Here is a 12,654-nt window from a genome sequence, read left to right on the forward strand (position 1 = left end):
TGTCGAGCGGTCTGTCGAAATCCCTCGAACCGCATCAACCAATTGCTGTGATCGAGTACGGAGCTGGCGACCATTCCGATATAGCCGCCCGGATATAAAACGCCTGTTTGGTCGCCATTCTCTTGTTGTTTCCAGGGGTTCGAGCGTGATATGGCTACGCGTCTTCGTTCGGATTATCAACACCAATCGTACGGATTGCAGTAGGTAGTGTTCGTCCCCTATCGTGACCCCTGCCAGCCACTGAGTGCGCAGCGAGCGATGGCACTTCGCCCGCCCGAATTTTTTAGCTGTGAACACGAAGTCGGTAAGCGTAATAGAACGATATTGTGTACTACATAGGATAGCAGACACACAAATAAGGGCATTTAGCTGTGAGTCTGACAGTAGATTAATGTGGCCGGGGTGTGAGAGGGCGAATATGAGCGGTGACGGCGAAGTCGATACCTCTCGAACGGTCGTCCAGACGTACGTTCCGGCCTACCAGCGTGATCTGTGGGACGACCACGCTGATCGGCTGGACATGTCACGCAGCGAGTTCGTCAAGACGATGGTCCAGGCCGGGCGACGAGAGATCGGAGACGATCCGGATCTACTCCCGGACGACGACCTGGCGGCGGAGTCGACCGAAGGAGAGGGCAAATCTCTCTCGGCGGAGATCACGTCGCTTCTCGACGACGAGGACGCACTGTCGTGGGACGAACTGCTGGCGGCGCTCACAGACGATATCGAGGCCCGACTGGACGACACGCTCCAGGAGCTACAGGACAGGAATCAGGTGCGGTACAGCGGTCGTGAAGATGGCTACGTGCTGGTGGACGAATCATGAGTGAACTCGACCGTTCGGCCCAGAGCCACCTCGAGTACTTCATCGAAGATATCGCATACCAGGGGAAGACGGAACGGACGCAGGAGGCCTACGAGCGCGTGTTAGCGGATTTCGAGGCGTATCTCGACTCGCGGGGGTTGAGTGTCGAGGAGGCAAATCACAGAGACTGTATGGCGTATATCCATCAGCTCAGAGGAGATGTCGGCGAGAGCACGGTCGCCACCTACGCCTCCTACCTGAACCGGTTTTACGACTACATGGTTCGCGTCGCCGAGTTCGACGACAACCCGATGTCCGTCGTCGTCGAAGAGATGGACGAACAGATCAACACTGACCCCGCACGCCGGGATATCTCGGTGCCTGCCATGCGGGGGTTCGTCGCGGAACTCTCCCATCCGCTGGAGCGTGCAGTGATCGTCACGCTTCTGAAAACGGGGATGCGGGCCGGTGAACTCTGTAATCTCGATCTACGGGATCTCTCGCTCGCGGACCGAGACGGCGAGCACAGACCCCGTCTCGACGGCCGGCCGAACTCGATATTCGTCGACGACACGCCCGCGGCAGGGTCCGTCTACAACGGCGAGCGGCGGACGGCCTCGAACAAGCGCAAGCGGGCGACGACACTCCCCGTCGACGGGGAACTCGCAGATGTGCTCGATACGTGGCTCCGGATCCGGCCCGACGCGACAACCGACGCTGATCCGCTGTTCGTCTCGACGAGCGATAGCTGGGGACGGCGGCTGACTCCCGATATGGTCCATCACATGGTCGAACGCCGCGCACGGGAGCACGGCTGGTATCACGACGACGGCGGGCCGGAGGAAAACGTCACACCCCACTACTTCAGACACTTTTTCACCACACATCTCCGGGATCGAACGGGTGACCGCGGCGTGGTCAAGTACCTGCGCGGCGATGTCGCAACCGACGTGATCGATACGTACACCCACGACTGGGGCGACCGCATCCGGACGGTATATCAGGACAATATCTACTCGCTACTGTAACTCTGCGTTCGCCCTACTCTTCGACGACGATCGTCCCGACCATGCCGGCGGCCTCGTGAGGCACGCAGAAGTAGTTGTGCTCGCCCGGAGTATCGAAGGTTCTCACGTAGGACTGCCCGGACTGGACGGCACCGACTCCGTTCTCCCAGCCCTCACGAGCGGCGCTCTCGCTGTCGAAATCGCCCGACGCCCAGTACTCCGCGTCGCTCGGGATCGCCCCCTCGTAGGCGACGACGTTGTGCGGTTCGCCCGCCGCGTGCCGCCAGGCGACGGTGTCGCCCTGCCGGACCGTGAGTTCCTCGGGATCGAACGCGACCGCCCGCATGTCGACGACGTGATCTGCGTCGTCTGGCACGCCCTCGACGACGTTCGGGCCCCCTTCGAGTTCTGGTTCTGACTCCTCCTCGCCCCCGCTACTCTCGGGATTTGCGGGAGCCTTGTCGGGTGCACCCGCGACCGCGAACTGCGCCTGGAGGCACGCCTCGGCGTAGGCCCTGACGTGTTCACTCGGGTTCTCGCCGCTTTCGAGCGCGCTGATGTACGATTCGAGTGCGCTCTCGTAGCTCTCGTAGCTTTCCTGGTCTGCCTCCTCGACGAGGTCATGTACGCGGGCCTCCTCGAAGTGTGCGAAGACGTCGCTGACGATCGATCCAGCGCCACCCGTCGCGCCGGCGCTTGCCGAAACGACCGCGTAGATCGCGTCGACACCGAGGCCGACCGCGGACTCCGCGCCGCTCGGGCCGGCTTCGATCTGTCCCTCGAAGTTCTCGTAGAGTCGGTGATCCGCCTCTTCGAGGGCTTCGTGGAAGCCGGCCGCACCGCTCTCGAAGTAGCCCAGAGCGTCGGTCATGACCGTCGACGCGCGCTCTGATTCACCCAGGGCTTCGAGAGCGGCGCCGTCCAGCGCGCGGCCGATGAGGTATCCGGCCTCTGCACCGCTTGCTGCTGCCGTCGAGGCGAGTTGCCGTTCGAAGGTTGCGAGCGTCTCGTGGACGCCAGCGACGTGTGAGGCCACTGCTTCGTCGTCTCCGTTTTCGATCGCCGTCGACAGCCCTTCGAGGTGGTCGTGCTCGAATGTGTCATAGAGCCCTTCGTCGGTTTCTTCGAGAGTTTCGTGGAAGCCGCCGGCGTCGGCCTCGAAGTCCGCGAAGACGTTCTGAACGAGTTCGAGCGCCCGATCCCGGCGCCCGAGGCGGTACTGTTCGTGGGCGTCAGCGACGCGAATCCGGGTGTAACTGGCCTCCAGCAAGGCCGACATGCTCCCCGACACGAGCGCGGCGATACCGGATCTGAGCGCCGAGTCGAGCGTCTCCAGTGCCGCCGTCGCGGCCTCGCTATCTCCGTTCTCGAAGGCCGTGACGAGATCTTCGAGCGCCCCCTCGAAGCTCTCGTAGCTCTCGTGGTCGGTTTCTTCGAGGGCGTCGTGCGCCCGAGCGGTCTCGAACCGTTCGAGGCCCGTCTGGACGGTCTCTACCGCCGCCTCTGTTGCGCCGTTTTCGGACAGAAGCACCGCATCGCGGGCTCTGGCCCGGTACTCGTTCAGCGAAGCGGCGTGAGCGAACGCTTGGGTGGGACCACCCGCTGCTGCAGCCGCCGCGCCGTCCCAGCCCCGAGCCTGCAGAGCAGCCATGTGAATCGCGCCCGCGACAGACTCGTCTTCTGCCGCGTACAGGGCCTGCAGTGCTGCCCCGAAAGCGTCGTGTGCCGCCTGCGTCGCGGCCTCCCGGTCTTCGCTCTCAGCGGCACTCGACGCCTGACGAGCCGCGCTGACGAAGCTATCAGCGGCCCCTCGATCGACCTCTGCGACACCGTCGTAGAGATTTTCCTCGAACCGAGCGGCGATCTGATCGAACTCCTGGGCCGCCGCGCCGTATTCGCCGAGTGAGAGCAAGATCAAGCCGTCCTCGACGTGAGCTCCCATGACCAGAAGCGTCAGCGACGGTAGCAGGGATTCGTCGGCGAGCGTCGCCTGTGCGGAACGGAGGTTCTCGTCCGCCGTCCGCATCGCCTCGTGGGCGGCCTCTAGCTCCTCGTTTGCCACCGTTTCCCTGAGTCGTCCGAGAGCCTCCTCGAAGCCGTGGTAACTCGACTCCTCGGTCTGTTCGAGGGTTTCGTGGGCGTTGTTCTCTCCGGACGCGTTCTCGAACCGCTCGAAAATATCGGAGGCGACCGTCGCGGCGGAGTCGTACGCGCCCGCATGACCCAGGATCACCGGATCGCGTAGTCGTGTCCGGATCGCGTTCCACTCCGACACAACGCCGACGTCGGCCGCCGCATAGGACGGTTCTGCCCCGGTCTGCTCGGATTCGCTATCCGACTGCTCGGTGGTCGATTCCGATGGCTGTTCCGACTGATTGTCCCCGTCGTCGGAGCTGCCCGAACAGCCTGCGAGTGATACGCCTGCGAGCGCGCTCCCCGATGCGAGGAGCAGTTGCCGTCTCGTCTGCTGCATGTTTTAGGCTTGCCTAAATAGAATATATGTGTTTCGAAGTTTAGGCGGCCCTAAAACCGGCAAAACTCTCTGTCCTCCGGCGGTCCGGTATCGAGTGACCCTGTTCCCGGGGCGAGTAGTAGCAACTGTACCGTAATCGAACCGTTGGGACTGTCGGATAACTACTTCGTAAACCACATAACGATATATCGAATCGCCAGCGTCGAGTGAATCGTTGGGTGTTACTCGAACTGTTCGAGGGGTACAGGTGCCAGGGCCGTTGTGGGCCAGTAATGCATCCGCCGGGAGTCGATCAGTTCGGTTCCGGAAGATCCGGTCGGCCGGCCACGATGTCGGTCATCGAGAGAATTCCGACGACCTCTCTGTCGTCCACGACGGGGAGATGGCTGATCCCTTCGGTAATCATCAACTCCGCTGCGGCCTCGACCTGCTTGTCTGTCGAGACGGTGTAGATGTCGGTCGTCATGCGATCGGCAACTGATTCGTTCGTCGCCTCCGGGCCGTCAGTCGCGATTTCGATGAAATCCGTCGAAGTGAGAATTCCTTCCGGACGGCACTGGTCGTCGATCACGACGACCGACTTGATCCCCTGCTGTAACATCGCCTCCCCCACGTCTCCAACTCGGTCACCCGGGTTGACTGTCAACACCGGTTCTGTCATGAGTTGCTCGACAGGAGTGTCACCCATGTTGTCTATTCACGAACTCCGGGGGTAAAACAACTACCCTCGTCTCTGGCCGAGACAGGTGGCTCGCCTCCGGTGCGTTGAAGCCAGCAGACGCCGAAGGTCGAGTATGATTGTCGAAGGGACGATCCTCCGTGGTCGGGAGTTCGAGCCCGTGGAGGGCCGGGTCGTCGTCGAGGACGGCGAGATCCTAGAGATCGACCGGCGGTCAGCCCACAGCGATGATATCGTCCTGCCCGCCTTCGTCAACGCGCACACGCATATCGGTGACTCGGTTGCGAAGGAGGCGGGGGAAGGGCTGAGCCTCGAAGAACTGGTCGCACCTCCCGACGGACTCAAACACAGACTGCTGAGAGCGGCCAGCCGCGAGGAACTGGTCGAAGCCATGTCTCGGACGCTGTCGTACATGCAACGGGCCGGTACCAGCGCGTTCGTCGAGTTCCGGGAAGGGGGCGTGGAAGGGGTGCGAGCGATCGAAGCGGCCCTCGATGAATACGAGATCGACGGTGTGATTCTCGGCCGCGGGACGACAGACGTGATAGCGGAGTCGGACGGGTTCGGTGCCAGCGGTGCCAACGACCGTGAGTTCAGCCACGAGCGGGCACAGACGGACGCGGCCGGGAAACTGTTCGGTATCCACGCCGGCGAGGCCGACAGCAGTGATATCAACCCTGCCCTCGACCTCGCTCCCGATTTCCTCGTCCACATGGTACACCCGGAACCGCTGCATCTCGAACGTCTCGCAGACAGCGAGATTCCGGTCGTCGTCTGTCCGCGGTCGAACGCCGTGACGGACGTGGGACTACCGCCAGTTCGGGATCTGCTCGACAGAACGACGGTCGCTCTCGGAACGGACAACGTCTTCCTGAACAGTCCGTCGATGTTCCGTGAGATGGCGTTCACTGCCAAACTGATGGACGTGTCGACGGTCGAGGTGCTGCAGATGGCGACGGTCAACGGCGCGGAGATCGCCGGGTTGAACGCCGGGGTGATCGAACCGGGACGGGACAGCGAGTTGCTCGTACTCGACGGCGACTCGGACAATCTCGCGGGCGCACGAGACCCCCGTCGCGCAGTCGTCCGCAGAGCCGGCATCGACGACGTAAAACGTGTAATCAGAAGCTAACGGCGGCCTGGAACTGTCACCCACTATTAAGTCCGCGCACGGTGACCGTTCAACCAATGTACGACAATATCCTCCTGCCGACGGACGGTTCCGAGGGGATGGCGGCCGTCGTCGACCACGCCAGCGAACTGGCGGCGATCCACGACGCGACCCTCCACGCCCTCTACGTCGCGAACACGGCGTCGATGTCGGACCTCCCGATGGAGTCATCCTGGGAGGGAGTCAGCAGCGCGCTCCGCAAGCAGGGTGAACGCGCCGTCGAATCAGTCGAGGAGACGGTCGACGACCAGCCGGTCGAGACGCACATCTCCGACGGGTCGCCGTCCAAGGAAATCGTCTCCTACGCGGAGGAAAACGACTGTGACGTGATCGCGATGGGAACGCACGGCCGGTCTGGCGTCGACAGACTGTTGCTGGGAAGCGTTGCGGAACGGGTCGTTCGGTCGTCACCGGTTCCTGTGCTGACGATCAGAGTCGGTGACGCCGACTCCTAACTGTCTGCCGGCCGGAGGTGTTCACAGTCGCCCGCCGAAACCTCCCGGGTTCCGGTGTCGGTCTCGACGATCAGGGTTCCGGGCACCGTGATATCGACCGCTTCCCCCACGATACGCCCGTCGGGCGTATCGACGCGGACCCGTTTGCCCAGCGTCGAGGAGAGGTCACGCCAGCCGTCCATCACCGTCTCCGGGCGTGCAGTCGAGAGTGTCCAGAACTCCTCGAGGAGGTGTTGTGTCACCGCTCGTCGGTCGACCGTGCCGACCTCGGACTGGAGCGATGTCGCCGGTTGGTCGCCCGGGAGGTCGGCGGGGTCGACGTTCGCGTTGAGACCGATACCGACGACGAGCCAGGAGATGCGGTCTGCCTCTCCCTCCATCTCGGTGAGAATACCCGCGAGTTTCCGCCCCCCGACTCGTACGTCGTTGGGCCACTTGATCGTCGCGTCAGCGCCACAGTGTCGGGCCGCGCGGGCAGTTGCGACGGCGGCCACCAGCGTGTACAACGGTGCGCGGGCGGGCGGCACCTCGGGCCGGATCAGGATCGACGCCCAGATCCCGCCGCTCGGGGAGACCCACTCTCGGTCCAGTCGCGCCCTGCCGCCGGTTTGGCGGTCCGCGACGACGACGGTATCTGACCGACCCGCCGCCGCGAGTTCGCGCGCACGCTCGTTCGTGCTTCCGATCTCATCGTGGTACTCGACATCCAGCGGTGCGTCCAACCCGTACTCGATCGCCGGACCGCCAAACTCCGGAACGGCTTCGAGCGTGTACCCGTCGGGACCGCTGTCGATCGTGAACCCCTCCTCCCGGAGCGCTTCGATGTGATTCCAGACTGCCGCACGAGAGATATCCAGATCGGCGGCGAGATCCGGCCCGCTGACCGGCCCGTCAGCGACCGCATCGAGAACCTGCTTGCGCGTCGAGTGCATACTCCCGGTATTCGCCCCACCCTTACAGGCGTTTCTCTACGTTGGTCTCTCTCGTCGGCTGATAGGTCTCCGGGAGCGACCGACTGGAAAGGAAAGTCCTTTTATTCACCCGGGCAGAACGGTGGAATGCACACGGAGTGCGTGGGTAGCCAAGCCAGGCCAACGGCGCAGCGTTGAGGGCGCTGTCCCGTAGGGGTCCGCCGGTTCAAATCCGGTCCCACGCACTGGTCGTTCGCCGTTCCGACGCGAGATGCGTTGTACGGACGGCGGACAAAAGTGCGGGTGCACATCCCTTCAGGGATCAGCACCCACGCAACTTTTCACGGAGCTACTCCCCGAGAGAGCGCTCTGTCACTCCTGGTAGACCGCCTCGGCGGAAGTCCGGTTCGTCCCGAACGAGGTGATCGTGGCGTCGATACGGTCACCGACCGCGCTGTCCGGCGGACAGTCCTCGACGAAGATCACGAACCCCTCCTTCTTGCAGACGGCCTGTTTGCCGCCGGAGTGGTGGCTCCGAAACTCCGTGATGCCGACGGTCACGGAGTCGCCAATCTCGACCGGCGGTTCGCGGTCGACGGCCGCGGCGTGGGCCTCCCGAGACTGTTCGCGCTCGATTTCGGATTTCAGCTCCGATTTCTCGACCGCGTGGCCGCGCCGCTTCCCGATCGTGTAGAACAGAACAGCACCGGACAGAAACGAGCCGACTCCCACGGCGAGCACAATCGTCTGCATATCGGTCAAACAGTATCCGCCCTGTTAGTTGTCACGGCCACGGGCGCTCACAGCGGGAACCGCTCGACGGTCGAGTACACCGGCCCGTCGTCGGTGAGTTCACTCTCCGTAAGCCGAATCTCCTCGAAACGGACCGTCCCGACGTCCGGGTCGCGGCTCTCGACGACATCCTGGACGAGAGCCTTGCCGCCGGCGTGGTCCATCCGGGCAATCGTGGCGTGGGGGGTAAACTCGTGGTCTTCCGGGTCGAACCCGATGGCCGTCGTCGCGTTCTCGATCGATTCGTGCAGGCGGGTGAGTCGGTCGCCGCCGTCGCGAACCCCGACCCAGACGACGCTGATGTAATCGAGGTGCGGAAAGACCCCGAGTCCGCCGATTTCGGCCTCGAACGGACCCACGTCGGCGTCTGCGACGGCCTCCGAGAGGGCATCGGTGAGTTCGCCGAGGCGGTCGGGATCGGTGTCACCGAGAAACTTCAGGGTGATGTGAGCCTGTTGGGGGTCCGTGAACCGCAGGCCGTCGGCGTCCTCGAACAGCGATTGGACCGCCGCCACCCCCGAGGCGAGGCCGTCGAGATCGGCACTGACGAACAGTCGCATACTCGCAGTACGGTGACGCAGGTCTTAATGCCTACCCAACCGAAGCAGTAGGTATGACTGACGAACCGGAGGATCACGAGTTCTCGGAGGGACAGGGGTTCGACGATCCCTACGAGGGCTTCGATATCGATCCCCCAGAACTCACCGTCGACACCGACGAGGTCGACCCGGTCGACTCCCGGGTCGTCGCGGATCTCCTCGACGACGACAACCTCGCGAAAGACGAGGTCGACGCCGCGAAACTGATCGACGTCGGACTGGACTATATTCGGATCAACCGCCACGAACAGGCGACAGAGACCTTCGAGCGGGCGGCGCGGTACGCCGACGACGACCGCGTCGAACAGGAGGCCTGGGTGAACAAAGGCGTTGCACACGCCGAACTGGAGGAGTACGACGCGGCAATCGGTGCCTACAAGGAAGCGATCCAGATGGACGAGGACTCCGAGCACGCGGCGACGGCCGAGACCAACCTCGCGTACGCGCTGTGGGAGTTCGGCCGCACCGAGGAGGCTCTGGAACACGCGGAGCGGGCCGTCGAGATCGATCCGCGGTTCGGCCAGGCCTGGTACAACCGCGGCTTTTTCCTCAACGAGCGCGGACTTGCCGAAGACGCTCTCAACGCCTTCAACAACGCGATTCGACTGGGATACCGGAGTGCCGATCTGCTCGAAGAGAAGGCGATCGCTCTCGAGAAGATGGGCGAGGACGAGCGCGCCGAAGAGGTCGCCGAGGAGGCCGAACAGATGCGCGCCGACAACGAGGAAGAGGTCATCGGGGACCAACTGACGGAGTGAGCGATGGGCGAGCTACTGTTGAACGAGCGTGAGACCGGAAAGGGCCGGCTCGTGTCGGTCTGTGACGCCGGATTGATCGGGGAGACCTTCGAGAACGACGACCTCTCGCTGACGGTCAACGCCGAGTTCTACGAGGGCGAACCCGCAGACGAAGAGGCTATTATCGGCAGCCTCGCGAAGTGCTCGGTCGCGAATCTCGTCGGCACGGAGGCGGTGGCGCTCGCCGTCGAACACGGGTTCGTCGAGGAGGAGAACGTCCTCGATATCGACGGGACGCGACACGCCCAACTGTTGTGGATGTAGTCAGGCCTCGCCGTAGACCGGGACTGCTGCGCCGCTGGTGACCGACGACGCCTCGCTGCAGAGAAACAGGAACACGGCAGCGATATCTTTCGGATCGACCCACTTCGAGAAGTCGCTGCCGGACATCATCTCCCGGTTCATCGGCGTGTCGATAACGCTCGGCATCACGGCGTTTGCCCGTACCGTGCCGAGATTCTCTTCGGCAATCGTCTCCGTGAGAATCCGGACGCCTGCCTTGGTCGCCCGATAGATGCCGTCGCCTTCGCCGCCTTCCAGCGACGAGCGCGCCGAGACGCTGACGATTGCCCCCTCGCTGTCCCGGAGATGCGGCAACGCGTGTTTCGAGGCCAGAAACATCGTCTTGAGATTGACATCGAACAGAAAGTCGAACGTGTCTACGTCGGTCTCGTGGATCGGGTCGCCGCCGCGCCAGGTCCCGGCGACGTTCGCGAGGTAATCCAGTCCGCCGTGTGTGTCGACGATCTCCTCGATAGTCGACTCGACGGTCGACTCCTCGGTGAAATCGCCCTGGTAGAAGTCGATGCGGTCCGGATCGTCCAGCAAGAAGTCGTCGCTGTCCGGGCCGACGAGGTCGGCCCCGCAGACTGTCGCGCCCGTTTCGAGATACGCCTCGGCGATTGCGCTGCCGAGCGCACCGCCGACACCTGTGACCAGTACGACATCGCCGCTGAAGTCAAACTCGACTGACATACGAACCAGTTCGGGCGCGTCTCACATAGTCACTGGGGCGGTGTCGGTCTCTCGGGTCGGCCGAGTTCGACTCTGATCGAAGCGGCCGGCCTCTCTGCCGGCGAACTCACTTCGAGACGGTCGCGCCGAGTTGGCTCAGCCTCTCGAAGAAGTCGGGGAAGGAGACGTCGACGTGTTCCGCGCCGGTAATCGTCGTCTCGCCGTCGGCGATCAGGCCGGCGATTGCCAGCGACATGATGATACGGTGATCCGCGCGCCCGTCCAGTGTCGCGCCGGAGAGTGTCGACGCCGAACCGTCGATTACGAGCGTTTCCCGTTCCTCGGTGACGCTCGCTCCCATCTTCCGGAGTGTCTCGGCCATCGCACTCACGCGGTCGGTCTCCTTGTAGCGGACGTGCTCGCAGTCGGTGATCGTGGTCGTCCCGTCGGCCGCGGCACCCAACACCGCAATCGTCGGCAACAGATCGGGAGTATCGGCCACACTGACTTCCACGCCCGAGAGCGAACTCTCCGCGGCGGTGAGTTCGCCGGCGTCCTCGTCCCAGGAGACATCTCCACCCATCTCGCGGATAATCTCGACAATGGCCTGATCGCCCTGTGCGCTCGGATACGCTCCCGTGATCGTCAGCCCGTCCCGGGCGGCGAGCACCCCGGCCGCGAGGAGATAGGAGATCGAGGAGAAGTCCCCGGGGACGGTGTAGCCGTCGCCAGCGTCGTACTCCTGGTAGCCGCTGACAGTGAAGCCGTTTTTGCTCTTGCGGGCAGAGACGCCGAACTCGTCGAGGACTTCCAGCGTGATGTCGACGTAGGGAGCAGATTTGAGTTCGGTCTGCAGCGTGAGATCGATGCCGGCGTCAGTGACCGCGCCGGCCATCAGCAACGCGGTGATGAACTGCGAGGACACGTCACCCGGGATGGCCGCGCTGCCGCCGGTGATCGGTCCGCCGACCACGAGCGGGGCCTGCCCGTTCGAGCGGGTGCTTTCCGCTCGTCCGCCGAGTTGATCGATAGCTCGCAGCAGCGGGCCTTGCGGGCGCGAGCGAAGCGACTCGTCGCCAGTCAGCACAGTCAGTCCGTTCGCGAGACTGGCGGCGGCCGTCGTCAGCCGGATCGTCGTCCCGCTGTTGGCGCAGTCGATCACGTCCGCCGGGGTCTCCGGATCGCCGCCGAATCCCTCGATGTCGAGCCGATTCGCGGACTCGTCGTGGTCGACACTGCCGCCGAAGGCCTCGACGGCGCGCATCGTCGCACGGGTGTCGGCGCTGATCAGCGGATCCGAGACCGTCGCCCCCTCCGCGTACCCGGCCGCCAGAATCGCCCGATGCGTGTAGCTTTTCGACGGCGGCGCCTGCGTTCGGCCGCCGACCGTCGACTGCGAGAGTGTCACGTCCATAGCTGTCGAGTTGTCGGCAGGGCTCTTGAGGCTGCCGGACCCGCCGGAGACCGCCGGTTTCATTTCGGTGACTCCCGAATGATCGATTATGACAGACGACGACGACCACGAGCTCGCCCGGCGAGCCGGGTCGGTACTCACCGAGGACGGCGCAATGGTCGCAGTCGCCGAATCGAGCACCGGCGGACTCGTCGGATCGAAGTTCACCGACGTGCCCGGTGCGAGCAGTTTCTTCGAGCGCTCGATTGTGACCTACTCCAACGATGCGAAACTGGATCTGCTGAACGTCGATCTCGGGACCCTGGAGAAAACGGGGGCCGTCTCCGCGGAAATCGCCCGCCAGATGGCGAGCGGCGTCCGCGAGAACGCGGGGACGAAGTGGGGGGTCTCGACGACCGGTATCGCCGGCCCGAGCGGCGGCACCCCGGAGAAACCGGTCGGAACGGTGTTCATCGGAACCGCCTGCCTCGAGGACGGCGAGGAAATCGTCTCCGCGACTCGCTACGAGTTCGACGGCGACCGACTCGAAAACAAAAACCAGTTCGCCCGGCAGGCGCTGCAGGATCTCATCGAGGCCGTCGAATCCCGAGAGTGAGA

Annotated in this window: 14 protein-coding genes and 1 tRNA gene; 8 read left to right on the forward strand and 7 right to left on the reverse strand. The window is 63.8% G+C overall.

Going from position 1 to position 12,654, the window contains the following annotated elements; genetic code table 11:
• The first annotated feature begins 418 nt into the window (after positions 1–418).
• Positions 419–826, forward strand: a complete 408-nt coding sequence (locus GRX03_RS06175) for a DUF5805 domain-containing protein (protein ID WP_159763336.1) — start codon at positions 419–421, stop codon at positions 824–826.
• Complete coding sequence (locus tag GRX03_RS06180; protein ID WP_159763337.1) at positions 823–1,833, forward strand: tyrosine-type recombinase/integrase; 1,011 nt, start codon at positions 823–825, stop codon at positions 1,831–1,833. Before GRX03_RS06175 ends, GRX03_RS06180 begins: the two co-directional genes overlap by 4 nt.
• 13 nt (positions 1,834–1,846) lie before the next feature.
• Here GRX03_RS06180 and GRX03_RS06185 read toward each other — a convergent pair whose 3' ends face one another.
• Complete coding sequence (locus GRX03_RS06185; protein WP_159763338.1) at positions 1,847–4,285, reverse strand: DUF5059 domain-containing protein; 2,439 nt, start codon at positions 4,283–4,285, stop codon at positions 1,847–1,849.
• A 292-nt stretch (positions 4,286–4,577) separates the two neighbouring features.
• Positions 4,578–4,973 carry a CBS domain-containing protein gene (locus GRX03_RS06190; protein WP_159763339.1) on the reverse strand — a complete coding sequence of 132 codons (396 nt, stop codon included), beginning with the start codon at positions 4,971–4,973 and terminating at the stop codon, positions 4,578–4,580.
• A 106-nt stretch (positions 4,974–5,079) separates the two neighbouring features.
• Between GRX03_RS06190 and GRX03_RS06195 the strand changes: the two genes are divergently transcribed.
• Positions 5,080–6,096, forward strand: a complete 1,017-nt coding sequence (locus GRX03_RS06195; RefSeq protein WP_159763340.1) for an amidohydrolase family protein — start codon at positions 5,080–5,082, stop codon at positions 6,094–6,096.
• Between the two features lie 56 nt (positions 6,097–6,152).
• Positions 6,153–6,590: a universal stress protein gene (locus GRX03_RS06200; RefSeq protein WP_159763341.1), complete on the forward strand. Its 438-nt coding sequence runs from the start codon at positions 6,153–6,155 to the stop codon at positions 6,588–6,590.
• On the opposite strand, the gene GRX03_RS06205 is transcribed toward GRX03_RS06200, so the two are convergent.
• Complete coding sequence (locus tag GRX03_RS06205; RefSeq protein WP_159763342.1) at positions 6,587–7,522, reverse strand: biotin--[acetyl-CoA-carboxylase] ligase; 936 nt, start codon at positions 7,520–7,522, stop codon at positions 6,587–6,589. The two genes, GRX03_RS06200 and GRX03_RS06205, sit on opposite strands and share 4 nt — an antisense overlap.
• Positions 7,523–7,661: 139 nt before the next feature.
• Here GRX03_RS06205 and GRX03_RS06210 point away from each other — a divergent pair.
• A tRNA-Leu gene (locus GRX03_RS06210) sits at positions 7,662–7,746 on the forward strand.
• Between the two features lie 127 nt (positions 7,747–7,873).
• On the opposite strand, the gene GRX03_RS06215 is transcribed toward GRX03_RS06210, so the two are convergent.
• Together GRX03_RS06215 and thpR are read right to left on the reverse strand one after the other, a co-directional pair.
• Positions 7,874–8,254, reverse strand: a complete 381-nt coding sequence (locus tag GRX03_RS06215) for a hypothetical protein (RefSeq protein WP_159763343.1) — start codon at positions 8,252–8,254, stop codon at positions 7,874–7,876.
• A gap of 47 nt (positions 8,255–8,301) precedes the next feature.
• Positions 8,302–8,853, reverse strand: coding sequence for an RNA 2',3'-cyclic phosphodiesterase (gene thpR, locus GRX03_RS06220; protein WP_159763344.1), 552 nt, complete (start codon positions 8,851–8,853; stop codon positions 8,302–8,304).
• A 53-nt stretch (positions 8,854–8,906) separates the two neighbouring features.
• Here thpR and GRX03_RS06225 point away from each other — a divergent pair, with 53 nt between their 5' ends.
• Both GRX03_RS06225 and GRX03_RS06230 read left to right on the forward strand, forming a co-directional pair.
• Positions 8,907–9,650, forward strand: a complete 744-nt coding sequence (locus GRX03_RS06225) for a tetratricopeptide repeat protein (protein WP_159763345.1) — start codon at positions 8,907–8,909, stop codon at positions 9,648–9,650.
• 3 nt (positions 9,651–9,653) lie between these two features.
• Positions 9,654–9,953: a DUF424 domain-containing protein gene (locus GRX03_RS06230; RefSeq protein ID WP_159763346.1), complete on the forward strand. Its 300-nt coding sequence runs from the start codon at positions 9,654–9,656 to the stop codon at positions 9,951–9,953.
• Here the strand turns inward: GRX03_RS06230 and GRX03_RS06235 are convergent, their stop codons facing one another.
• Both GRX03_RS06235 and aroA read right to left on the reverse strand, forming a co-directional pair.
• Positions 9,954–10,664, reverse strand: a complete 711-nt coding sequence (locus GRX03_RS06235) for an SDR family oxidoreductase (RefSeq protein ID WP_159763347.1) — start codon at positions 10,662–10,664, stop codon at positions 9,954–9,956.
• Between the two features lie 106 nt (positions 10,665–10,770).
• Entirely contained in the window at positions 10,771–12,057 is a 1,287-nt protein-coding gene (gene aroA / locus GRX03_RS06240; RefSeq protein WP_159763348.1) for a 3-phosphoshikimate 1-carboxyvinyltransferase, read from the reverse strand.
• An 88-nt stretch (positions 12,058–12,145) separates the two neighbouring features.
• On the opposite strand from aroA, the gene GRX03_RS06245 reads away from it, so the two are divergent.
• Positions 12,146–12,652 (forward strand): CinA family protein, encoded by a 507-nt coding sequence (locus GRX03_RS06245; RefSeq protein ID WP_159763349.1) that lies wholly within the window; start codon positions 12,146–12,148, stop codon positions 12,650–12,652.
• The last annotated feature ends 2 nt before the right edge of the window (positions 12,653–12,654 follow it).

This window comes from Halovenus carboxidivorans (assembly GCF_009831575.1).
Taxonomy (GTDB): domain Archaea; phylum Halobacteriota; class Halobacteria; order Halobacteriales; family Haloarculaceae; genus Halovenus; species Halovenus carboxidivorans.